We start from the raw sequence: 22,303 nt of genomic DNA, 5'->3' as shown, positions 1-22,303 counted from the left end.
TGCCGATTATAAAGAATTGTTTTTTTGGAATCTTCCGTTAGTTTTAAAAATATCAATCAAATCGCCATCCCCGCCATCATTGCCGGGATTGCCGAGCCGCTTATCTCACTCACTGATATTGCGGTTATTGGAAATGTAGAAAAAAACTCGGTTGAAGCCCTTGCTGCAGCGGGAATTGTGGGTTCATTTCTTTCGGCTATTATCTGGATTGTAGCGCAAACCAAAACCGCGATTTCTGCTATTGTCTCACAACATTTAGGTGCAAACCGGCTTCACGCAGTAAAAACACTTATTCCCCAGGCCATTTATTTCAATCTTGCATTTAGCCTGGTGATTTATACCACCACCGCTTTTTTTGCCGAAGCAATCTTTAGTGCCTATAATGCCGAAGGCCTTATCTTGCAATATTCTGAAGACTATTATCAAATTCGGGCTTTAGGGTACCCGTTAACTTTAGTAACCTTTGCCATTTTTGGTGTATTTCGCGGACTTCAAAATACGCTTTGGGCAATGAAGTGCAGCCTTGTAGGTGCAGCTGTTAACGTTGGCCTGGACTTTCTTTTGGTGTATGGTATAGACGGCCTTATACCTCCCATGCATTTAAAAGGCGCTGCTTATGCCAGTCTTGCTGCGCAGGGGACCATGCTGGTAATGGCACTCTGGTTTTTCTTTAAAAAGACACCTTTCCACTTAAAACTAAGTCTGAATATAAACCCCAGGCTAAAAGGTCTTTTGCTTATGGCTGCCAACCTCTTTGTAAGAACAGCCGCTTTAAATTTCGCAATATACCTGGCAAATGCCTATGCAACAGATTATGGGAAAAATTATATCGCAGCACAAAGTATTTTAATGAATATCTGGTTGTTTTTTAGCTTTTTTATAGATGGCTATGCCAATGCCGGAAACGCGATTGGCGGAAAATTACTGGGTGCCAGGGATTATAAAAATTTATGGGAACTCAGTAAGAAAATTAGCAAATACGCGGTTTTGATAGCCTTTATCCTTATGGCTGTTTGCGGACTTTTATACAATGAAATTGGCCTGGTTTTTAATAAAGACACAGCGGTATTGGCCATTTTCTCCTCGGTATTCTGGATCGTATTATTAATGCAACCGGTAAACGCCATTGCCTTTATGTTCGATGGGATTTTTAAAGGTTTGGGCGAAGCAAAATACCTGCGAAACCTATTGCTTGTGGCCACGTTTTTGGGCTTTACCCCTGCCCTGTTAATTTCAGATTATTTTGGGCTACAACTCTATGGTATATGGATCGCATTTTTTGTTTGGATGCTTATTCGCAGTGCCGGACTGGTTATTAAATTCCGAAGGAAATATTTGCAAAAAGAAGTTTGATTCTCAGTGGCCAGTTGGCAGTAACAGTGAGCAGGTAAAAACAATTAAACCAAAACAGTACTTTTCAAAATTAATCTTTCTAAATTTGAGTATTCAGCTAACTGAAAAATGAATTTATGGCAACCACACGAGAAAACGGAAGTTTATACACACATATAGAAAATGGGATTGCTCATTTAGAATTTGGTCATCCGGCCAGTAATTCTTTTCCTTCAGACTTATTAGAACGACTGGAGAAAGAGTTTTACAAACTATCGGAAGACCAGAGCGTAAAAGTTATTTTATTAAAATCTGAGGGCGAAAAAGCCTTTTGCGCCGGTGCTTCTTTTGATGAGCTGGTAGCAATTGAAACTATGCAGGCAGGAAAATTCTTCTTTTCGGGCTTTGCCAAAGTTTTAAACGCTATGCGGAAATGTAAGAAACTTATCGTAGGCCGCATTCAGGGAAAAACAGTTGGCGGTGGCGTAGGCCTGGTTGCTGCCTGTGACTATGCTATGGCTACCGATGCTGCCGCAATAAAGCTTTCAGAAATTAGCATAGGTATTGGCCCCTTTGTAATTGCTCCGGCTGTAGAACGCAAAATTGGTGTGGGTGCATTGGGTGAACTAAGCCTGGCTGCCCACGAATGGAAAAACGCCTATTGGGCAAAAGATAAAGGTCTCTACGCCCGTGTTTTTGAAAACCTAAAAGATTTAGATAAAGAAATAGCCATTTTTACCGAAAAGCTGGCATCTTATAACCCCGAAGCCTTATATGAGATGAAGCAAATGCTTTGGAAAAATACAGATCACTGGGAACAATTACTTCCGGAAAGAGCAGCAATATCTGGAGAATTAGTGCTTTCAGATTTTACAAAAAACGCTTTAGCCAAATATAAAAAGTAAATAGGCCAGGTAATTATAGTTCTAAATTAGCATCCTTATAACATATTTGCCGGCCGGAAAAACGTAAATTCCACTTTGAAAACAAGCTTATGAGTTTACTACAGGAACATTTACCAAAAGATAGAGACCCCAACAGCGAACAGGAATGGGGTTTTACCATTTGGGAGTTTATTATTGGCAACTGGCTGTATTTGCTGGGTATTTTACTTATTCTTGCCGTTTTCTTCTATGCGCGTTATAATTGGAGAAAAAGGCAGCAGAAAAAACGTATGAACTAATGGGAGAAGATACCTGGGAATTTTTAAGCTTTTTAAGCGGAATGGGATTTTGGCTAATTTTAGCACTTGTTTTAATTGTTGTAGTGCTTTATAAGAAATTCAAGAATTAACCTATTGCGGCCAATTTTCGACCAGAGATTAAAAAGCTTTATTGGTAACGCCAAGTGGTTTAATACCCCAGGGCTTACCTCGAAATTAAAAAATAGTTTCAACTAATGCCCCGTGGGCTTTCCCAGAGGTAGTTTAGTTTAGAAAATAATTTGGGAGAATTTATTCTCGATTATCGGGTTTTTAACCAACCGGTTATACTCAACCTGGCAGTTTTTACCGGTTTTACCTCGTGTTCCATTAACTGGCTTTCAAAAATCACTACCCTACCCGGCATTGGATAAATAGCTTTGGCTACCTCCGCCCCATTTTCTTCGGAATAAATTACCAATTCCCCACCGTTTTCAGGTTTCCAATCTTCTTCGTTTAAATAACATACCAAAGAAAGTTTTCTCCTTCCATCATTTTGAAAGGTATCTAAATGCCGCTGGTAAAAAGTACCTTCGGGATAAAGCGCATAATGAAATTCCTTGGTTAAAATCCCCAAAAAGCAGGTTTTGTTTAAATAGGCTATTAATGAATTGATTTTATTAAAAAACAAATTTTCAGCCTCCCCTGCTTCGGCTTCATTGAGCCATAGAATAAAATCTCCCCGAATAGACTTCGCCACAATTTCGTTGGTTCTATTACCAATTGCAGCCTTTTTAAATTGGGATTCGTCAAATTTTAATTTTAATGCCCTTCGAAGCATCGCAACCTCTTCAGTATTAAAGAAATTATCTACAATGCTATAGTGATTTTCAACTAAATTGGTAATAATATTTTCGTAGAAAGGATTTTCTTTAAAATCCAGTTGTTCAAACAGTTCTAAATCAGTTTTGGTTTTCATTTTTTATAAAAAAAGCCTACAAATATACAACAGAAACTTAATTGTTTAGGAAAAAAATATAACGCTAAAAAACCCTTAACTTTGCCAAAAATAACGCAGAATGAGCAAGATTAGAATTACCAAACAGTTCTCTTTTGAAACCGGCCACGCCTTGTATGGTTATGATGGAAAATGCCGAAATGTTCACGGCCATAGTTATAAACTTAGTGTTTGTGTGATTGGGGAGCCAATTACCGATAAAGACAATGTAAAGTTTGGTATGGTGATAGATTTTGGGGACTTAAAAAAAATTGTAAAATCTGAAATTGTAGATCAGTTTGACCACGCAACGGTTTTCAATAAAAACACCCCCCACGTAGAGCTTGCCGAGGAATTAAAAAATAGGGGGCATCACGTAATCCTGGTAAATTACCAGCCTACCAGCGAAAATATGGTAGTGGATTTTGCTGAAAAGATTCAAAAGTATTTACCCGAGCATATAAAACTACATTCCCTAAAACTACAGGAAACCGAATCCAGTTTTGCTGAATGGTATGCAAGCGATCAGGCCCCCCAGCCCCCAAAGGGGGAGTAACCAAAGAAACTCCTTCCCTTTTGAGGGAAGGTGGATTAATCTTCGAGAGAAGATTAAGACGGAAGGGTTAAAATCTCAGGTTTTCCAAACCTATAAACTCATTTCCTAAAATATTTATATTTACAGCTTAGAATTATCATAAATGAATATCCCCGAAGGCAAAAAAGTTTATTTCTCCAGTGACAATCACCTGGGTGCACCTACCCAGGAAGAAAGCAAACCAAGGGAAATAAGGTTTGTAAAATGGCTGGATGAAATTAAAGAAGACGCTGCTGCCATATTTTTACTCGGAGATTTATTCGATTTTTGGTTTGAGTATAAGCATGCTGTACCTAAAGGTTTCGTGAGGGTTTTAGGAAAACTGGCCGAAATTAAAGATAGTGGTATTCCCGTATACTTCTTTGTAGGCAATCACGATTTATGGATGCACGATTATTTTGAAAAAGAATTAAATATCCCTGTATTTCATAAGCCGCAGGAATTCACATTTAACGATAAAACTTTTCTTGTGGGCCATGGGGACGGTTTGGGGCCTGGGGACCACGGCTATAAGCGTATGAAAAAGGTATTTACCAATCCGTTTTCAAAATGGCTTTATCGATGGTTACATCCCGATTTAGGCATTCCGCTGGCACAATATTTTTCGGTAAAAAATAAGGCAATTTCGGGAAAGGAAGAGCAGGAGTTTTTAGGAGAAGAAAAAGAATGGCTTATTCAATATTGCCGTAGAAAATTAGAAGAAAAACATTACGATTACTTTCTGTTTGGTCACCGGCATTTACCCCTGGAAATAGATTTAAGCGGAAAATCTACCTATATCAACACCGGCGATTGGATAGATTTTTATACCTACGCGGTTTTTGATGGGAAAGAGACTGAGCTGAAAAAATTGAAATAACTAATTCCTCCCACAGCCGTTTAAATAATCTTCCAGGTTTAACTTAAATAAAGTTCCCTCTATTAAATCTGAAATTTGTTCCAGCTCTATGGAACTTACCGCAAAATCCATTTTTTCAAGTGGAGATCTCAAAAGAATATTCCTACAGGATTTTTCTCTGCTACAATTACCGCAATTATAATATTTAGCTGCCTGTATATTGTTGGAAAAGTACTTAATTTCTTCGGGCAATAAATAAAAGCCCATATCTTTAAAAACCATCTGTACCCGCGCAGGATCGGCGTTTGGTAAGTTATTTTTCCACCTAAAGGAAATCCCCAATTTGTTATGATAAATTAAAGCTACATCTTCCATTTTAAAATATTTTTCTCGATAATCGAGATTAAAAAACTTTGAAACCAAGCTCAAAGTTCAACTATCATTTCCTAACCACTTACCTTATTTCCAGGAAGCTTAGTCAAATATAAAGTTTTTATTTAAAATGAATCTAAATAGAAGTAATTTATTCACTGATATCCTTTAATTTCAACTGAATGGAAACCTTCCCTTTCCATTCATTTTCATCTAAAGAATACACCGCCTTAAAAGTTTTCTTTTCTGAAATTGTCTCGAATTTCTCTCCCAGCCCAAAACCAATCATATCAAAAACGGGTTCTTTACCCTTTTGTTTTACCCGGCATTTTAAATGTGCTTCATCGGCACCCACACATTTGCCATAACCGGTATCACTAAGGTTTTGGGTCATAAAAACAGGACTCATATTACCCGGGCCAAAAGGAGCAAATTGCTTTAAAATTCTAAAGAATTTCGGGGTAATCTCATCCAGTTCAATTTCGGCATCTACAGCAATCTCAGGAGTTAGTAATCTTCTATCTATAGTTTCAGAAACCACCGACTCGAACTTCGCTTTAAAATTCTCATATTCCGAAGCTTCCAAAGTGAGTCCCGCTGCATATTTATGCCCGCCAAATTGTTCTATATGCTCTTTACAGGCTTCCAGGGCATTATACACATCAAATCCCTTCACCGAACGCGCTGAAGCAGCCAGTTTCTCCCCACTTTTGGTAAAAACCAGGGTGGGACGATAATAGGTTTCGGTTAATCGCGATGCTACTATCCCAATTACCCCTTTATGCCAGGATTCATGGTACACCACGGTACTATATCGTTCCTGCTCTTTTAAGTCCTCAATCTGGGCCAGTGCTTCCACGGTTATTGCTTTATCGGTATCCTTTCTTTCTGCATTAAAACTCTCTATCTCTGCGGCAAAATTCATAGCAGTAGCCTCATCTTCTTCGGTAAGTAAATTTACCGCATGCAAACCATGCTTCATTCTTCCGGCGGCATTTATACGAGGCGCAATAATAAACACAACATCGGTTATCGTGAGTTTATCTTTTTTAACCTGAGCTAAAATTGCTTTGAAACCCATTCTTGGGGCTACATTAATTACATTCAGCCCATGATAAGCCAGAATTCGGTTTTCTCCGGTGATGGGCACAATATCGGCACCAATGGCTGTAGCAACCAGGTCTAGATAAGGCAATAAAACCTCAGGAGCTCCCCCTCTTTTAGTATTTAGGGCCTGAATTAATTTAAAACCAACCCCACAACCACAAAGTTCTTTATAGGGGTATTCACAATCTTCCCTTTTGGGATCCAAAACTGCCACAGCTTCGGGAATATGTTCTCCCGGCCGGTGGTGATCACAAATAATAAAATCTATTCCTTTTTCGGCCGCATAAGCTACTTTATCTATAGCTTTAATTCCACAATCAAGCGCGATAATTAGGGAGATATCATTATCGGCTGCAAAATCAATGCTGCAGTAGGAAACCCCGTAACCTTCGGTATATCTATCGGGAATATAGGTGGCGATATTTGCGGTAAGGGTTTTTAAATAAGAAGCCATGAGGGCTACACTGGTAGTCCCATCTACATCATAATCGCCATACACCATAATATTTTCTCCGGAAGCGATGGCCTGCTGAATTCGGTCTACCGCCAAATTCATGTCTTTCATCAGGTATGGATCGTGCAGGTCTTTCAGGCTGGGCCTAAAGAACTTTTTGGCGGCCTCAAAACTACAAATACCCCGCTGAACCAACAATGTTGCCACGGGTGTTTCTACCCCCAATTCTTCGGCTAATCTTTCAACTAATAAGGGATCGGGTTTAGGTTTTATAGTCCAGCGCATTGTAATTTTTTCCCAAAAATACGTATTGTATTTCAATCAAAATAAGAGGGATTTCACTAAAACCGACTTCCAAAAAATTTCAGTAATTAATAATAATCCCTACTTTCACACTTCAGGATTTATAGATAAAATATGACTAAAATTATACAGGGACAGTACGTAGATATTCAAAACAGAAAGATTTTCCCTGCAGAAATCAGCATCGAAAACGGGAAAATCACAATGATTGAAGAAAAGCAACACAATGTAAAAAGCTTTTTACTTCCCGGATTTATAGATGCACATATTCATATTGAAAGTTCTATGTTGGTCCCCACAGAGTTTGCCCGTCTGGCTGTAATTCACGGTACGGTAGCCACAGTTTCCGACCCGCATGAAATTGCCAATGTTTTAGGGAAAGAAGGCGTTAGGTTTATGATTGAAAACGGAAAGGAGAGTCCGTTAAAATTTAATTTTGGTGCGCCTTCCTGTGTGCCGGCAACCAGTTTTGAAACTTCGGGGGCGATTATTGATTCTGAAGCTATTAAAGATTTATTGGCCTTACCTGAAATAAAATATCTTGCCGAAATGATGAATTATCCCGGCGTAATTTTTAAAGATGAAGAAGTACTTAAGAAAATTGCCTGGGCCAAACATTTTCAAAAACCCGTTGATGGGCATGCGCCCGGTTTGCGCGGCGACGATGCCGAAAAATATGCTGAAGCGGGTATCTCTACAGATCATGAATGCTATACCGTAGAAGAAGCAGCCGAAAAGCTTGGCTTAGGCATGAAAGTGATTATTCGTGAAGGTAGTGCCGCCAAAAATTTTGAAGCGCTTATAAGTTTGCTTCCCGAACATTATAAAAATATGATGTTTTGCTCTGATGATAAACATCCAGACGACCTTATTTTAGGGCATATTAACCAGCTTTGTGCAAGAGCAGTTGCCAAAGGAATTGATGTTTTTAAGGTACTGAAAGTTGCCTGTATTAATCCGGTGAATCATTATAATTTGGAAGTTGGACAACTAAGAATAGGCGATCCGGCCGATTTTATTGTGGTAAATGACCTAACCAGCTTTGAAGTTTTACAAACTTATATCAACGGTAAGTTAGTTGCTGAAAATGGTAACTCTCACATCAAATCTTCTGCCTTTGAAAAGCCGAATAATTTTAATACTTCCTCTAAAAACCCGGAAGATTTTAAAATAAAAGCCGCTGGAGATATTATAAAAGTAATCGAAGCCCTGGATGGAGAACTTATTACTAATGAAATTCAGCAGAAAGCTTTAGAAAAGAACGGGGAATTAATTTCAGATATTGAACAGGATATTTTAAAGATAACGGTGGTTAACCGGTATGAAGACAAAGCTCCTGCGGTAGCGTTTATAAAGAATTTTGGATTGAAAAAAGGAGCCATCGCCAGCTCGGTTGCGCACGATTCGCATAATATTATCGCGCTGGGAACTTCAGACGAAGAGATTTGCAATGCGGTAAACCTCATCATTGAAAATAAAGGCGGAATTTGTAGCGTGAATGAAAATGATCAAAAAGTTCTACCGCTACCAATTGCCGGAATTATTAGCGATAAAGATGGTTGGGAAACCGGCAAATTATACCAGGAAATAGATAAAATGGCCAAAGAATTGGGCAGTACTTTAAAAGCTCCTTTTATGACGCTTTCCTTTATGGCTCTTTTGGTCATTCCCGATCTAAAACTTTCGGATAAAGGCTTGTTTAGCGGGAAAAAGTTTGATTTTGTTGATTTACAGAAAATTTAAATCCTGGTAACAAGGTTACTCTAAGCAATAATATCCCGGATCCTGTTTTGTAATTTAGGGACTACTTCTTCCTCAAACCAAGGGTTTTTAGTACGCCAAAACCGGTTTACCGGCGAAGGATGTGGTAAACACCAATAATTGGGCAAAAAATCCCGATAAGCCTTTACTTTTTCGGTAAGGTTTAATTCGCCGGGCAGGTAATAATTTGCTGCATAGGCTCCAATAAGAATTGTAAGCTCTACATTTTTTAATTCTGAAAGTATAGTATTGTGCCACATAGGTGCACATTCCTTTCGGGGTGGTGCATCTCCGGTTTTAGCTTTTCCGGGGTAACAAAAGCCCATAGGCAGAATGGCAAAGTTATTAGGCTTATAAAAAGTATTTTCGTTTACCCCCAACCATTCCCGAAGCTTTTTTCCGCTTTGATCATTCCAGGCAACCCCGGTTTGATGCACTATTCTACCCGGCGCCTGACTAATTAAAACGATTTTAGAATTTTTAGTGGCATTTACGATAGGCTTTGCCCCAAGCGGTAAATGCTTTTCACAAAATTTACAATTCCGGGCTTCTTTTAGCAGTTGTTGCATTAAGATTTCCCCTTTACCACAATAACAATTTCTCCTTTAGGAGGTTTATTTGTATAATGTTCAAGCACCTCGGTGGCTGTACCGCGAATGGTTTCTTCGTGCAGTTTGGTAATTTCCCTGGAAACCGAAACCGGCCTGTCCTGGCCAAAATATTCTGAAAAATGCTTTAGTGTTTTTAGTAATTTATGGGGTGACTCATAAAAAATCATGGTACGGGTTTCTTCTGCCAGTAAAATTAAACGGGTTTGCCGGCCCTTTTTTACCGGTAAAAATCCTTCAAAAATAAATTTATCGTTAGGGAAACCGCTGTTTACCAGCGCCGGGACAAAAGCTGTTGCGCCGGGTAAACAATCTACCTCTATACCTGCTTCCACACAGGCCCGTGTTAATAAAAATCCCGGGTCTGAAATAGCGGGCGTACCGGCATCGCTAATTAATGCTATGTCTTCTCCACTCTTAATCCGGTCAACAATATGATTTACGGTTTTATGCTCGTTATGCATATGGTGACTTTGCATAGGCGTACCAATATCAAAATGCTTTAGAAGTTTACCACTATTTCGGGTGTCTTCCGCAAGTATGGTATCAACCTCCTTTAGCACTTTTACAGCCCTAAAAGTCATATCGTCTAAATTTCCTATTGGAGTGGGCACCAGGAACAGTTTTGCCATTAAAACAGTTTTAATTACTGAACTTATTCTCTATTTTGGCCAAAAACCGCTCTTCATAATCTTCTTTTCCCTCCCAGTGGTTATAATCTGGCTTCACTACCAATTGGATGAATTTTTGAGCTTCCTCTAGAGAGCTAAAGGTATTTAATTGGGAAATTACCCGGTTGTAATCTGAAGTATTTCCATCAAAAAGATTTTTTATAAATGCCAGACGTTCGTTAAGGCCAATATTTATTCCTTTTTTTAACCTGTCGTTTACCGATTTAGGCCTTTGGTCTTTTTGTTTGTTATTTAAAGGAGTAAAATCTGGAAGGTTATCATAATCTACCCCAATATTTCTAAAATCGTTTTTAGGTGCCTGGGGTTTAGGTTTTGATTGCTCTTCTATATCCATTTGAAGAGATTGCTGTGCCGGAGGGGCCTTTGGTTTAGGGTTTGCCTGTTCTATAAGTTCATCTACACGCTCAGATTCCGCAGGCATTTGCGCAACTATATCTTTTATTTTTTCTGTATTAGGTTCGGTAATGGCATCGGCATCCTTTCGGTATTCTGTTCCATCAGGCGCATAATCGTCCCTTTGATACTGCATTGGTTCTTTCTGCTCGGGCTTCTTCTCTATTTTAGGGCTCGGAACTTCCTCAGGAGTTTCAAGTGCCTCGAGGTTTTGTTCCATAAAATTCAATATAGAAAGCTGCTCATATAAGCTCGCTGCCTTTAATTTAAGGGCTTTGGTATCTAACTTTTCCTTTTCCGAAATTATTTCTTCGGCAAGCTCTACTAAGCTTTTTTTAAGTCTGTTTTTCATCTTTTTAGCAATATTTATAAACCCAATTTTATCTACAATAACTCAAATATCCATAAAATCACCTAGGGAAAACCTATAAAGTTTTAAATAGGAAAACTTACGAGTTTCAAGCCTCCCAGGAGTATTTACGCACCAACCAACAGCTAATATAGCTGCAAAAAAAGTGCCTTACTCATTAAACTCCCCCAGCAGTCCTTAACTTTTACCTTTATTCGGGATTATTGATTTCTCTTTGCAATACTTAGCTCCCCGGCTTTAATCGGGCTCGTATAGCCCACTTTAATAACTTTAGTAATTACGAGCCGCTAACAGCTTGTATTTTTAATAAATTTGTTCCAACTTTATCAAAAAGGGCAAGTTCCCATTTCGATTTGAAAATTACAAAATGTTTCTCGAAAATACAGTAAATCACGAAGAGCAATTTGGATGGATTGAGGTTATTTGCGGTAGTATGTTCTCGGGCAAGACCGAAGAACTGATTCGCCGTTTAAAAAGGGCCCAGTTTGCCAAACAAACCGTAGAGATCTTTAAACCTGCCATAGACACCCGTTACGACGAGGAAATGGTGGTCTCTCACGATTCTAATGAAATTAGGTCTACTCCCGTGCCTTCGGCTTCCAACATTAGGATTCTGGCCGATGGCTGCGACGTGATAGGTATAGATGAAGCCCAGTTTTTTGACGATGAGATTGTAACGGTTTGTAACGATCTTGCCAATAGGGGAATTCGGGTAATTGTAGCAGGATTGGATATGGATTTTAAAGGAAACCCCTTTGGCCCTATGCCCTATCTTATGGCCACGGCAGAATATGTTACCAAAGTACATGCCGTTTGTACCCATACCGGAAACCTGGCTCAATTTAGTTACAGAAAAGCAATTAATGACGATTTGGTTTTTCTTGGGGAGAATGAAGAGTACGAACCTTTAAGCCGTGCTGCTTATTATAAGGCTATGCTTAAAGAAAGAGTGAATAAGTTTGATGTGAAAGATGCTGAAGAATTACAAGCTAAATTAAAGAATAAAAATGCCTAAAGCCGAAGAAACCGTTCTGGAAATAGACCTTAACGCCTTAGCTCATAATTTTAAAACGATAAAATCCCAGCTAAAACCGGGTGTTAAATTTATGTCGGTTATTAAGGCTTTTGCCTATGGTCATGATGCTGATACCATAGCCCTGAAATTGGAGAGTTTAGGTACCGATTATTTTGCGGTTGCCTATACAGAAGAGGGAGTTAGGCTTAGAAAAGCAGGAATTACTTCACCTATTTTAATATTAAATCCGCAACCTGTAAATTATCCGCAAATTATTGAACACTGCCTGGAGCCTAATTTATATAGCGCCAGAACACTTCATCTTTTTATAGAATTAGCTGAAAAACAAAAGCAACACAACTATCCGGTACATATAAAGTTTAACACGGGTATGAATAGGCTTGGTTTTACCGAGGCTAACTACCACCATATTACCGAAAGTTTAAGGCGCACACAATCTGTTAAAGTAGTTTCGGCATTTACTCATTTAGCAGCCAGCGAAAACTGGAAAGAAAGGGAATTCACCCTTTCTCAAATTTATAAATTCAAAGAACTGGCAGGCAAACTTATAAAAGATATTGGCTACGAACCCTTATTGCACCTTTGTAATACCTCAGCGATTTTCAACTACCCTTCTGCTGCCTTTTCTATGGTAAGAAGCGGCCTGGGACTTTATGGCTTTGCCAACGATGAAAACCTCAACAAAAAACTTAAACCTGTTGCCACTTTTAAAACTATTATTTCTCAGATTCAATATTTAGAAAAAGGCGATACGGTAGGTTATGGGCGAGCTTTTAAAGCAGAGAAAACTGGAAAAACCGCTACCCTGCCCGTAGGCCATGCAGACGGCATAAAACGTATTTATGGCCATAAAAAAGCTGGAGTTTTTATAAACGAACAGTACGCTCCTATTGTAGGTACTGTATGTATGGACAGTATTATGGTAGATATTACAGGTATTGACTGTAATGAAGGTGATGAAGTAATTATTTTTGGTGGCCCACAGCAGGCTAGTGATTTAGCAGTAAAAGGAGGCACTGTTACCTATGAACTTATTACCGGTATCTCACAACGAGTAAAGCGCTTAATTATCGACTAATTAATTTAATTCCTTTTATATTCAATTATTGTGTAATTTGGTTTTCTACTAATCTAACCAAAATTTAGCATGAGTTTTTTTAAAGATTTTAAGAAATTTATTCTCAAGGGCGATATTATAGCTCTTGCAACTGCAGTAGTGATAGGTGCTGCTTTTAATAAAATTGTCGCTTCTGTTGTGGCCGATGTTATTATGCCTATAATAGGTTTAATAACAGGTGGAACCGATTTTTCACAGAAGTTTATCTCTTTAGACGGCGCTTCTTACAACAGCCTTGAAGCAGCAAAAGAAGCTGAAGCCGCTGTAATTACCTATGGAAATTTAATAGATACGATCATTCACTTTTTAATTGTTGCCTTTTTTATATTTTTAGTACTGCGTGCCTACGAAAAGACCAAAAAAGAAAAAGAGGCTCCAAAGTTAGTAGAACCAAAAGGTCCCACCCAGGAAGACTTACTTACTCAAATTAGAGATGAGTTAAAAAAACAAAACAGTAGAACTTAAGATACGAGCACCGCTATACTGCTCATATTAAAAATGTCGTAATTTAACTAAACCCCACAGGAAACTGCGGGGTCTTTTTTTAACTAAAATCACAAATTAGTTTAAAAACAATAATTCTTTTCAATTTTAAGGACTGAAACTATGTAAGTTAAGCCAAGGATAATAAATTTGCGGCTTGTTTTAAGAACATATATTAAACAAAGAAGATTTCCGCCAAAGTTTATGCTAGACTTTGTCGAATTGCGGAAATGACAAAAAAATATAATTATGAGAATTGCAGTGGTAGGTGCCACCGGAATGGTTGGCGAAATTATGCTAAAAGTATTAGCCGAAAGGGAATTTCCAATTACTGAATTATACCTGGTAGCTTCTGAAAGATCTGTAGGAAAAAAGATCAATTTTAAAGGAAAAGACTATGAAGTTATTGGTCTTCAAACTGCGGTAGATATTAAACCAGATATCGCCTTATTTTCTGCCGGGGGCGAAACTTCTTTAGAGTGGGCTCCCAAATTTGCCGAAAACGGAACAACGGTAGTAGATAATTCTTCGGCCTGGAGAATGGATGAAACCAAAAAACTGGTAATTCCCGAAATTAACGCTTCAGAATTAACAAAAGAAGACAAGATTATTGCCAACCCTAACTGTTCTACTATCCAGTTATTAATGGCATTAAAACCATTGCACGACGCTTTTAAAATTAAGCGAGTTATTGTCTCTACTTACCAGTCTATAACCGGTACCGGCGTAAAAGCTGTAGAACAATTGGAAAACGAATATAAAAATGAAAAAGGGGAAATGGCCTACCCCTACCCTATTCATAAGAATGCTTTGCCACATTGTGATGTTTTCCAGGAAAACGGCTATACCAAAGAAGAGATGAAGCTTACCAAAGAAACCAAAAAGATTTTGGGAGACGAATCGGTATTGGTAAGTGCAACCGCGATTAGAATTCCTGTGGTTGGCGGGCATTCAGAATCTGTGAATATTGAATTTGAAAACGACTTTGAGGAAGCCGAAGTAAGAAAAATATTAAGTGAATTCCCGGGAGTAAGTGTACAGGACAATCCAGACACCAATACTTACCCAATGCCCATTTATGCTGAAGGCAAAGACGATGTTTTTGTAGGTAGGATTCGTCGGGATTACTCGCAACCCAAAAGTTTAAATATGTGGATAGTAGCCGATAACCTTAGAAAAGGCGCCGCTACCAACACTATACAAATTGCCGAATACCTGGTTGAAAATAAATTGGTGTAAATTTCGACTAATTTTGTTAAAAGAAAGAAACCGGCTTGTAATTATGGGCCGGTTTTCTACTTTTGCGACCAATGAAACAAATTAGCGTACATATAAGCACTATTTTAGGTATAGTGATATTAGCAGCAAGCCTTCTGCCTGCCCTGCACGCGTTTCATCATGAAGTAAGCTCTGAAAGCAATTCAGCAATAAGTATAGAGTTTACCCAGGCATCTATAGATTGTGATGTATGTGATTTCCACATTTCCAATATTGATGCCCCCTCAATATTTACTTACGAAATATATACTCCCCAAAAAGAAACGGTTTACGCTATCTCTTTAGCAGAAACAGTTAACCTTTTTCCTAACCGATTATTTTCCCTTAGGGCTCCTCCAGCTGTGATTAGCTAAATAATTTTTAAGCATAAAATCTAACTTTTTAAAAGTTGATTTTACTGTATTCTCTTTTTATTAATCACAGTATTTTTCTCTATGAAACAATTACAATTTGTTTTATTGCTTTTTACCATTTTTCCTACAATTACTTTTTCCCAACAATTAAAATTAGAGGGAAGGGTTGTAAATGAACAGGATGAAGCTCTTTTAGGAGCTCATATTCATATAAATAACCGGTTTGTCTTAGCCGGGGAAAATGGCAGTTACCGCATTGGTGCTTTAAAGGAAGGTGAGCATCGTATCAACGTTTCATATATTGGTTTTAGAACTTTAGATACACTAATCTCACTGGCTGAAGATACTGTGGTTAATTTTAAACTAAAAGAAGATGCTGCCGCTTTAGAAGAAGTTTTTATAAATAGCCATGCGCGCAGAAGGTCTTCTGAAAATATCGAAAAAGTTAACAAAAAGTACCTCCAGGAACAATTTTCTGGCTCACTGGCTACTAGCCTGGAACGCTTACCCGGCGTGAATGCTTCTGAAATTGGTGCAGGTGCATCTAAACCTATAATTCGCGGACTTGGGTTTAACCGTGTAGCGGTCACCGAAAACGGTATTAAACAGGAAGGCCAGCAATGGGGTGCCGACCATGGGCTGGAAATAGACGCATTCTCTGTAGAAGATATTGAAATTATAAAAGGTGTTGGTGCTATAGAACACGGTAGCGACGCCATTGGCGGAGTTATAAAAATAATTAATGATAGAGTGCCCGGGGAAGGGCTTTCAGGCGAAGTAATTGGACTTACCAAAAGCGTGAACAATACTCTGACCGCTTCAACCAATTTGGCCTTAAGAAATAAGCGATTTTTTTATAAAATTAAAGCCACCGGAAGTGAATTTGGAGATTATTCGGTACCTACAGATACTATTGTATACTTAAACCGAAATGTCCCTATTTTTAATAATAGGCTAAAAAACACCGCAGGAAAAGAGGTTAATTTATATGGACAGGTAGGTTATTTGGGAGAGCATTACAAAGGAAGCCTTAGCATTAGCAATGTTTATTTTAAATCTGGTTTTTTCCCGGGGGCCCATGGTATTCCTTCTACAAACAGGGTACAGGACGATGGGGACCAAAGAAATATCGAGTATCCGTTTCAGCGGGTTAACCATCTAAAGCTTATCAACAAAAATGAATGGTTTTTTCACAACTTCAAGCTAGAAGCTATCTTAGGTTTCCAAAATAACCACCGGCAGGAATGGAGCCGGTTCCATACACATTATACCGGGCAGCTAGCCCCTGCAGTTAACCCAGATTTAGAGCTCAATTTTGACCTTAACACTTATGACGCCCAGGTGAAATTTACTAAAGATTTTATTGAAAATCATACTACTTCTATTGGGGTTCAAACCCAGCTTCAGGATAATACTATTAGTGGTTACAATTTTTTGCTCCCGGAATACGCTCGCGTTAACCAGGGAATTTATGCCACACATTCTTACCAGGTTTCAAAAAACATCAATTTAAATGCAGGTGCAAGACTGGATCTTAGCAAGATTAAAATTGAAAGCTTTTACGATAGCAATTTATATGAATATTTAATTGGAAATGGAAGCACCACAACCACCGCTACAGATTATGCCACTCGTAGCGAACAAACAACCAGGAACTTCAGCAACGTAAATGTAATGGCCGGGGCGCTATTTAATTTCCACAAAAATTGGGACTTTTCTGTAAACACCGGTACCAGTTTTAGGCTACCTACGGCCGTAGAGCTGGGCGCCAATGGTATTCACCACGGTTCTTTTAGGCACGAGCGGGGCGATTCAAATTTAGACCCTGAAAAAGGCTATGTTTTAGATACAAAATTGAATTACCGTAAAAACGATTTAAAGGCTTCCCTAAGCCCTTATTTGTATTATTTTGAAAATTACATTTTTCTAAATCCCAGCGGACGATTTTCAATTTTACCACACGCCGGGCAAGTTTACCAATTCACTCAAAGTGAAGCACTATTAACCGGGGTAGAGTTCGATTTTTATACAGTTTTTGCAGAAAAGTGGCATACCCAATTCACTTTTGAATATTTATATAACCGACAGGTAACCAGTGACAAATCCCGCAACTTCCCTTTACCTTTTACCCCGCCCGTAAATGGTTTTCTTGAAATAGGTTACGATTTTTCCCATAAGTCTAAAACATTTAAAAATACCGAAATCTTTGCCACTAGCACTTTTGCCTTTCAACAGGAAAGGGTTGCGCAAAATGAAGAAATAACTCCCAGTTATCAGGTTTTTGGTGGTGGATTAAGAACTAATATCCAACTAGCAAACTTTAAAGCGGCCATAAACCTTCAGGCTAGCAATGTTTTTAATACTAAATATTTTAACCATACCAATTTTTACCGGGCCCTGGAAATCCCTGAAATGGGTAGAAACATCCAGTTAATGGTGAAGATACCCATCAAATAATGCAAAAGCTTAAAAAACATATCAGCATCTTTTTACTTGCCGTGTTTTTATTTCCGCAGGGAGTAAGTGCTATGCATTATTTTGTAGTAAAGCATCACTCCTACGATAATAGCAAGCTTGTTTTTAAGAAGTCAAATGAGTTTGAATATCATACTTGCAACTACCATCTAAATGGATTCTCTCCTTTAATCTTAAGCGAAGAAAAGTTAAAGAAATCGCACAAAAACGAAACGCTAAGAAATCGTATAAAACACTGCTGCCTGGAAAATTATGTACAGCAACCTAATTTTAACTTTCAGCTACGTGGGCCACCTTTCAAAAGTAATTTCCCGTATAAAAAATAAAAACATAAAATTTCAATCTCGATATAGAGAAAAACATAAAAAAATTCAAAAATGAAAACCAAATTAGTTTATTTATTTAGTATTACCGCAACATTATTCCTGGCCTCTTGTAGTGAAGACGATGACAATGTAATAGACACAGAAGCTCCGGAAATTGTAATTTCAGATCCAGTAGACGGAGAAGAGATCGCCCCGGGAGGGGAAGTTCATTTTGATGCACTTTTAACCGATAATACAGAATTGGCTTCTTATAAGGTGGAAATTCACAATGCTTTTGACGGGCATACACACGCCATTGCAAAACAGGAAGGGCATAAGGATAATCCGTGGAGCTACAGTGAGGTTTTTGAAATAGAACCAGGACAAAAAAGCTTTGAAGCTCATCATCATATTCCAGTGCCTGCTGAAATTAATGGAGAGCATATTAGCGAAGGGCATTACCATTTTGGTTTATTTGTAACCGATGCTGCCGGCAACGAGTCGCAAGCCTTTCTTGAACTTCATATAGAAGGGGATCATGATGGTGATGGTAACGATCACGACCATGACCATGACCACTAATAGTTAAATTTTTAATTCTACTAATGATGGCCGTATTATTAATAATACGGCCATCATTAATTTATCAACTTTATAAAAATACATTCTAAAATTAATTACATTTGGCATTATCCTCATTAATAATAATTTATGAAAAAAACATTCTCCGGAATTTTTGCCCTTGCCGTCCTGGCTTCGTGCAACAATTCTAAATCAGAAAAAGAAATTACTTTGAACTATCCAGAAACCAAGAAAGTAGATACGGTAACCGATTATTTTGGGACCGAAGTAAAAGACCCTTACCGCTGGCTGGAAGACGACCGAAGCGAAGAAACAGAAAAATGGGTAAAAGCCCAAAACGAAGTTACTTTTGATTATCTAAACAGTATTCCGTATAAAAAAGAACTCGAAGAACGTCTTTCTGAAATATGGAATTACGAAAAAATAGGGGCTCCCTTTAAGGAAGGTGATTATACTTATTTTTATAAAAATGACGGACTTCAAAACCAATATGTGGTTTATAGGAAAAAAGGTGATGATGGTGAAACGGAAACCTTTCTTGATCCTAATAAATTTAGCGAAGATGGCACCACCTCCCTGGCCGGTTTAAGTTTCTCTAAAGACGGTAGCAAAGCGGCATACGCCATTTCTGAAGGCGGTAGCGACTGGAGGAAAGTGATTGTAATAGATACCGAAAATAAAGAACGTATAGAAGACACGATCCAAAATGTAAAATTTAGTGGGATTTCCTGGAAAGGCAACGAAGGTTTTTACTATTCCAGCTACGAGAAACCCGAGGGTAGCGAGCTTTCGGCAAAAACAGATCAGCATAGGCTGTTTTATCATAAATTGGGAACCCCACAGAATGAAGATCAAATAATTTTTGGAGATTCAGAAGCACAAAAGCATCGTTATGTTAGTGGTAGTGTTTCAGAAGATGATCGCTTTTTATTTATCTCTGCCAGGAATTCTACTTCAGGAGGAAAACTTTTTATGAAAGATCTTTCTAAAGAAAACTCAGAATTAGTAAGCATTTTAGATCACGAAGATTCTGATACTTATGTTATAGAAAATGAAGGAAGTAAATTATTTATCGTTACTAATTTAGAAGCACCTAATCGTAAAGTTGTAACCGTAGACGCTACAAATCCCGGTCCCGAAAACTGGGAAGATTTTATTCCTGAAACCAAAAATGTATTAAGCCCTTCTACCGGCGGAGGCTATTTTTTTGCCAGGTATATGGTAGACGCAGTTTCAGAAGTAAAACAATATGATTATAAAGGCGAATTGGTTCGTGAAATTGAACTTCCGGGAGTTGGTTCTGCTGGTGGCTTTGGAACTAAAAAAGAAAATAAAGAATTGTATTATTCTTTCACCAATTATGTAACTCCGGGTACGATTTACAAATACAATATTGAAGAAGGGACTTCTGAGATTTATAATAAACCAAATATAAAATTCAACCCCGAAGATTACGAAAGCAAACAGGTATTTTATACTTCAAAAGACGGAACAAAAGTTCCTATGATCATCACCCATAAAAAAGGCCTTGAGCTTAACGGTAAGAACCCAACAATACTTTATGGCTACGGAGGCTTTAATGTAAGTTTAACGCCCTCTTTTAATACCGCAAATGCGATTTGGATGGAACAAGGCGGCGTATATGCCGTGCCAAACCTTAGGGGTGGTGGCGAATATGGTAAAGAATGGCACGATGCCGGGATAAAATTGAAAAAACAAAATGTTTTTGACGATTTTATTGCAGCTGCCGAATACCTTATTGAAGAAAACTATACATCTAGCGATTACCTGGCCATTCGCGGAGGGTCTAACGGCGGACTTTTAGTAGGAGCTACCATGACCCAACGCCCAGATCTTATGCAAGTAGCCCTTCCGGCCGTTGGGGTGTTAGACATGTTACGTTACCATACCTTTACCGCCGGTGCGGGTTGGGCTTATGACTATGGAACATCTCAAGATAACAAAGAGATGTTTGAGTATCTCTACAATTATTCACCAATTCATAATGTTGAAGAAGGAACAGAATATCCTGCTACTTTAATTACTACCGGAGATCATGACGACCGTGTGGTACCTGCGCACTCGTTTAAATTTGCTGCTGAATTGCAGGAAAAACAAGCCGGTAATAACCCCACTTTAATAAGAATTGAAACCAAAGCCGGGCACGGAGCCGGAAAGCCTACCAGTATGATTATTGAAGAATATGCCGATATTTTTGGCTTTACACTTTACAATATGGGTTTTGAGACTTTACCCAATAAAACTGAAGAAAACCTAAAAGGATAATTTATTTAGTATTTATTTTAAAGAAGCTGTCTGAAAAGGTTTTAAACCGTCATCTTGAATTTATTTCAAAGCCTGCCCCGATTCTTTATCGGGGATCTAACGTGTTGATAATTAAAAACATGTTAGAAGCTGAAACAAGTTCAGCTTGACGAGAATAGACTTTTCAGATAGCCTCTTTTTTATGTACAAATATTTATAATAATTATATGTATTTCATTAAACTAAATCCCATATATGGCTCACTAGCAAGAAACCAGCTTAGTTAAAAATACTTTCATTTCTGGCAATACCGCCCGCTTCGAATTTATCTTCTCGGAAAGCTTAGTTATTAGGCATAGTTTTAATCTATCTCCCTCTTATTTTTCTTATCACTTCTTTCCAATTATAATTTTCTTTATTGGCATTGTTCCATTCCTCAACATAAGAAAGCATATCATCAAGTTTATTTTCATCAATCCATTTGCCATTTATAAAGACACCAGAAATTTTGCGGGTATTATTAATGTTCTTCAACGGATTTTTATCTAATAGAATTAAATCTGCAAACTTTCCTTTTTCGATTGTTCCAATTTTATCGTCAATTTCAAGCCATTCAGCGCCTAATCGGGTTGCAGAGGCTAAAGCTTCTTCATTAGTTAAGCCTGCCTCTACCAATAATTTAAGTTCGTCGTGAAGTGAAAACCCCCATACAATTCCAGAAGTTCCTGCATCCGTTCCTGTAACCATTGGAACACCTTCCTTTTTAAAAGCCTTAACTACTTTAACATGAAAGTCTACGAGCTTATCGAAGTAAGCAATACGTTTGGCATTTGTACCCTGGTAATACTGATTGGATTCAATCCATTTACTCTGCATAAGCGGGTGGACAAACTTAAAACTTTTAAGGTTTAATACACTATCAAGCGAACGTGCTTGTTTTGCTATATAAACAAGATTGGATAAATTAGGAATTAACCAAGTACCATTTTTTTTAGCCAAACGTGCATACTCTTGTGCTTTTTCAAAGCTGAACTCTTCCGTTTGTTTTGATAATTCCTCTGCGTGTGCGATTAACCCAAAGTGAGGAACAAAAAAATCCTCGGCAGGTTTTCCTTCAAATGCGGCAGGAACGTGACCCACAACTTTGATTCCCTGTTTCTCTGCTTCATCAATAATAGCTTTATAGGTCTCAATATTCAATTGAGAATATACTTTTATAAACTCATAACCTTCACCTTTTGCAAGTCTAACGGTTTGTCTTCCGTCAGATGGTGTTGTAGCAGTCATATTTGCATTACTCCCGTCTATTAATGCCGCCAAAGCAATTCTGGACTTGCAAGAAAAAGTCGGACATTTTTTCTAAGACCTATGCTACATTTTTAAATTGATAAAATTTTTGTTCTACTTCATAAGGAGTTTTATACCCTAAAAAAGAGTGTAAACGTT

The 22,303-nt window shown here is 38.1% G+C and carries 22 protein-coding genes; 15 read left to right on the top strand and 7 right to left on the bottom strand.

The window, feature by feature from the left end; all coding sequences use genetic code 11:
- Positions 1–24: 24 nt before the first annotated feature.
- The 3 genes from GUB10_RS13075 (at position 25) to GUB10_RS13065 (ending at position 2,515) form a co-directional block, all read left to right on the top strand.
- Positions 25–1,353, top strand: coding sequence for an MATE family efflux transporter (locus GUB10_RS13075; RefSeq protein WP_193711909.1), 1,329 nt, complete (start codon positions 25–27; stop codon positions 1,351–1,353).
- Between the two features lie 116 nt (positions 1,354–1,469).
- Entirely contained in the window at positions 1,470–2,237 is a 768-nt protein-coding gene (locus GUB10_RS13070; protein ID WP_193711908.1) for an enoyl-CoA hydratase/isomerase family protein, read from the top strand.
- A gap of 89 nt (positions 2,238–2,326) precedes the next feature.
- Complete coding sequence (locus GUB10_RS13065) at positions 2,327–2,515, top strand: hypothetical protein (protein WP_193711907.1); 189 nt, start codon at positions 2,327–2,329, stop codon at positions 2,513–2,515.
- 280 nt (positions 2,516–2,795) lie between these two features.
- On the opposite strand, the gene GUB10_RS13060 is transcribed toward GUB10_RS13065, so the two are convergent.
- Complete coding sequence (locus GUB10_RS13060; RefSeq protein WP_193711906.1) at positions 2,796–3,452, bottom strand: 2OG-Fe(II) oxygenase; 657 nt, start codon at positions 3,450–3,452, stop codon at positions 2,796–2,798.
- Between the two features lie 100 nt (positions 3,453–3,552).
- Between GUB10_RS13060 and GUB10_RS13055 the strand changes: the two genes are divergently transcribed.
- Both GUB10_RS13055 and GUB10_RS13050 read left to right on the top strand, forming a co-directional pair.
- Positions 3,553–4,026, top strand: coding sequence for a 6-carboxytetrahydropterin synthase (locus GUB10_RS13055; RefSeq protein WP_193711905.1), 474 nt, complete (start codon positions 3,553–3,555; stop codon positions 4,024–4,026).
- 142 nt (positions 4,027–4,168) lie between these two features.
- Entirely contained in the window at positions 4,169–4,924 is a 756-nt protein-coding gene (locus GUB10_RS13050) for a UDP-2,3-diacylglucosamine diphosphatase (protein WP_193711904.1), read from the top strand.
- On the opposite strand, the gene GUB10_RS13045 is transcribed toward GUB10_RS13050, so the two are convergent.
- Both GUB10_RS13045 and recJ read right to left on the bottom strand, forming a co-directional pair.
- On the bottom strand, positions 4,925–5,278 hold the full coding sequence (locus tag GUB10_RS13045) for a hypothetical protein (protein ID WP_193711903.1): 354 nt from the start codon (positions 5,276–5,278) through the stop codon (positions 4,925–4,927).
- 148 nt (positions 5,279–5,426) lie between these two features.
- A complete protein-coding gene (gene recJ / locus GUB10_RS13040; protein WP_193711902.1) occupies positions 5,427–7,121 on the bottom strand; it encodes a single-stranded-DNA-specific exonuclease RecJ in 1,695 nt (564 codons plus the stop codon).
- A 132-nt stretch (positions 7,122–7,253) separates the two neighbouring features.
- Here recJ and ade point away from each other — a divergent pair, with 132 nt between their 5' ends.
- Positions 7,254–8,882: an adenine deaminase gene (gene ade / locus GUB10_RS13035; protein WP_193711901.1), complete on the top strand. Its 1,629-nt coding sequence runs from the start codon at positions 7,254–7,256 to the stop codon at positions 8,880–8,882.
- A gap of 20 nt (positions 8,883–8,902) precedes the next feature.
- Here the strand turns inward: ade and GUB10_RS13030 are convergent, their stop codons facing one another.
- The 3 genes from GUB10_RS13030 to GUB10_RS13020 are packed head-to-tail and all read right to left on the bottom strand — an operon-like array spanning position 8,903 to position 10,945.
- Positions 8,903–9,469, bottom strand: a complete 567-nt coding sequence (locus tag GUB10_RS13030) for a uracil-DNA glycosylase family protein (RefSeq protein ID WP_193711900.1) — start codon at positions 9,467–9,469, stop codon at positions 8,903–8,905.
- Positions 9,469–10,140 carry a 16S rRNA (cytidine(1402)-2'-O)-methyltransferase gene (gene rsmI, locus GUB10_RS13025; protein WP_193711899.1) on the bottom strand — a complete coding sequence of 224 codons (672 nt, stop codon included), beginning with the start codon at positions 10,138–10,140 and terminating at the stop codon, positions 9,469–9,471. Before rsmI ends, GUB10_RS13030 begins: the two co-directional genes overlap by 1 nt.
- 10 nt (positions 10,141–10,150) lie before the next feature.
- Positions 10,151–10,945, bottom strand: coding sequence for a hypothetical protein (locus tag GUB10_RS13020; protein ID WP_193711898.1), 795 nt, complete (start codon positions 10,943–10,945; stop codon positions 10,151–10,153).
- 385 nt (positions 10,946–11,330) lie between these two features.
- On the opposite strand from GUB10_RS13020, the gene GUB10_RS13015 reads away from it, so the two are divergent.
- The 9 genes from GUB10_RS13015 to GUB10_RS12975 all read left to right on the top strand — a co-directional run bounded on the left by GUB10_RS13015 (position 11,331) and on the right by GUB10_RS12975 (position 20,878).
- On the top strand, positions 11,331–11,978 hold the full coding sequence (locus tag GUB10_RS13015; protein WP_193711897.1) for a thymidine kinase: 648 nt from the start codon (positions 11,331–11,333) through the stop codon (positions 11,976–11,978).
- Positions 11,971–13,077 carry an alanine racemase gene (alr, locus tag GUB10_RS13010; RefSeq protein WP_193711896.1) on the top strand — a complete coding sequence of 369 codons (1,107 nt, stop codon included), beginning with the start codon at positions 11,971–11,973 and terminating at the stop codon, positions 13,075–13,077. Before GUB10_RS13015 ends, alr begins: the two co-directional genes overlap by 8 nt.
- Positions 13,078–13,146: 69 nt before the next feature.
- Positions 13,147–13,581, top strand: coding sequence for a large-conductance mechanosensitive channel protein MscL (gene mscL / locus GUB10_RS13005; RefSeq protein ID WP_193711895.1), 435 nt, complete (start codon positions 13,147–13,149; stop codon positions 13,579–13,581).
- A 267-nt stretch (positions 13,582–13,848) separates the two neighbouring features.
- Positions 13,849–14,838 carry an aspartate-semialdehyde dehydrogenase gene (locus GUB10_RS13000; protein WP_193711894.1) on the top strand — a complete coding sequence of 330 codons (990 nt, stop codon included), beginning with the start codon at positions 13,849–13,851 and terminating at the stop codon, positions 14,836–14,838.
- Positions 14,839–14,909: 71 nt separating this feature from the next.
- A complete protein-coding gene (locus GUB10_RS12995) occupies positions 14,910–15,230 on the top strand; it encodes a hypothetical protein (protein ID WP_193711893.1) in 321 nt (106 codons plus the stop codon).
- An 81-nt stretch (positions 15,231–15,311) separates the two neighbouring features.
- Positions 15,312–17,687 (top strand): TonB-dependent receptor domain-containing protein, encoded by a 2,376-nt coding sequence (locus tag GUB10_RS12990; protein ID WP_193711892.1) that lies wholly within the window; start codon positions 15,312–15,314, stop codon positions 17,685–17,687.
- Positions 17,687–18,031, top strand: a complete 345-nt coding sequence (locus tag GUB10_RS12985; RefSeq protein ID WP_193711891.1) for a hypothetical protein — start codon at positions 17,687–17,689, stop codon at positions 18,029–18,031. The genes GUB10_RS12990 and GUB10_RS12985 overlap by 1 nt, the downstream gene beginning before the upstream one ends.
- A gap of 51 nt (positions 18,032–18,082) precedes the next feature.
- On the top strand, positions 18,083–18,592 hold the full coding sequence (locus tag GUB10_RS12980; RefSeq protein ID WP_193711890.1) for a DUF4625 domain-containing protein: 510 nt from the start codon (positions 18,083–18,085) through the stop codon (positions 18,590–18,592).
- 129 nt (positions 18,593–18,721) lie between these two features.
- Positions 18,722–20,878: a prolyl oligopeptidase family protein gene (locus GUB10_RS12975; protein WP_193711889.1), complete on the top strand. Its 2,157-nt coding sequence runs from the start codon at positions 18,722–18,724 to the stop codon at positions 20,876–20,878.
- Between the two features lie 345 nt (positions 20,879–21,223).
- Here the strand turns inward: GUB10_RS12975 and GUB10_RS12970 are convergent, their stop codons facing one another.
- Entirely contained in the window at positions 21,224–22,177 is a 954-nt protein-coding gene (locus GUB10_RS12970; protein ID WP_227740411.1) for an amidohydrolase family protein, read from the bottom strand.
- Between the last annotated feature and the right edge of the window lie 126 nt (positions 22,178–22,303).

The organism is Salegentibacter sp. BLCTC (assembly GCF_015143665.1).
Lineage (GTDB): Bacteria > Bacteroidota > Bacteroidia > Flavobacteriales > Flavobacteriaceae > Salegentibacter > Salegentibacter maritimus.
The sequence above is the reverse complement of the archived record's forward strand: the minus strand, read 5'-3'. Positions and strand labels throughout refer to the sequence as shown.

Coding starts and splice junctions, on each gene's coding strand:
- GUB10_RS13070 (WP_193711908.1), top strand. CDS start 1,470: ATGGCAACCACACGAGAAAACGGAAGTTTATACACACATATAGAAAAT.
- GUB10_RS13065 (WP_193711907.1), top strand. CDS start 2,327: ATGAGTTTACTACAGGAACATTTACCAAAAGATAGAGACCCCAACAGC.
- GUB10_RS13060 (WP_193711906.1), bottom strand. CDS start 3,452: ATGAAAACCAAAACTGATTTAGAACTGTTTGAACAACTGGATTTTAAA.
- GUB10_RS13055 (WP_193711905.1), top strand. CDS start 3,553: ATGAGCAAGATTAGAATTACCAAACAGTTCTCTTTTGAAACCGGCCAC.
- GUB10_RS13050 (WP_193711904.1), top strand. CDS start 4,169: ATGAATATCCCCGAAGGCAAAAAAGTTTATTTCTCCAGTGACAATCAC.
- GUB10_RS13045 (WP_193711903.1), bottom strand. CDS start 5,278: ATGGAAGATGTAGCTTTAATTTATCATAACAAATTGGGGATTTCCTTT.
- recJ (WP_193711902.1), bottom strand. CDS start 7,121: ATGCGCTGGACTATAAAACCTAAACCCGATCCCTTATTAGTTGAAAGA.
- ade (WP_193711901.1), top strand. CDS start 7,254: ATGACTAAAATTATACAGGGACAGTACGTAGATATTCAAAACAGAAAG.
- GUB10_RS13030 (WP_193711900.1), bottom strand. CDS start 9,469: ATGCAACAACTGCTAAAAGAAGCCCGGAATTGTAAATTTTGTGAAAAG.
- rsmI (WP_193711899.1), bottom strand. CDS start 10,140: ATGGCAAAACTGTTCCTGGTGCCCACTCCAATAGGAAATTTAGACGAT.
- GUB10_RS13020 (WP_193711898.1), bottom strand. CDS start 10,945: ATGAAAAACAGACTTAAAAAAAGCTTAGTAGAGCTTGCCGAAGAAATA.
- GUB10_RS13015 (WP_193711897.1), top strand. CDS start 11,331: ATGTTTCTCGAAAATACAGTAAATCACGAAGAGCAATTTGGATGGATT.
- alr (WP_193711896.1), top strand. CDS start 11,971: ATGCCTAAAGCCGAAGAAACCGTTCTGGAAATAGACCTTAACGCCTTA.
- mscL (WP_193711895.1), top strand. CDS start 13,147: ATGAGTTTTTTTAAAGATTTTAAGAAATTTATTCTCAAGGGCGATATT.
- GUB10_RS13000 (WP_193711894.1), top strand. CDS start 13,849: ATGAGAATTGCAGTGGTAGGTGCCACCGGAATGGTTGGCGAAATTATG.
- GUB10_RS12995 (WP_193711893.1), top strand. CDS start 14,910: ATGAAACAAATTAGCGTACATATAAGCACTATTTTAGGTATAGTGATA.
- GUB10_RS12990 (WP_193711892.1), top strand. CDS start 15,312: ATGAAACAATTACAATTTGTTTTATTGCTTTTTACCATTTTTCCTACA.
- GUB10_RS12985 (WP_193711891.1), top strand. CDS start 17,687: ATGCAAAAGCTTAAAAAACATATCAGCATCTTTTTACTTGCCGTGTTT.
- GUB10_RS12980 (WP_193711890.1), top strand. CDS start 18,083: ATGAAAACCAAATTAGTTTATTTATTTAGTATTACCGCAACATTATTC.
- GUB10_RS12975 (WP_193711889.1), top strand. CDS start 18,722: ATGAAAAAAACATTCTCCGGAATTTTTGCCCTTGCCGTCCTGGCTTCG.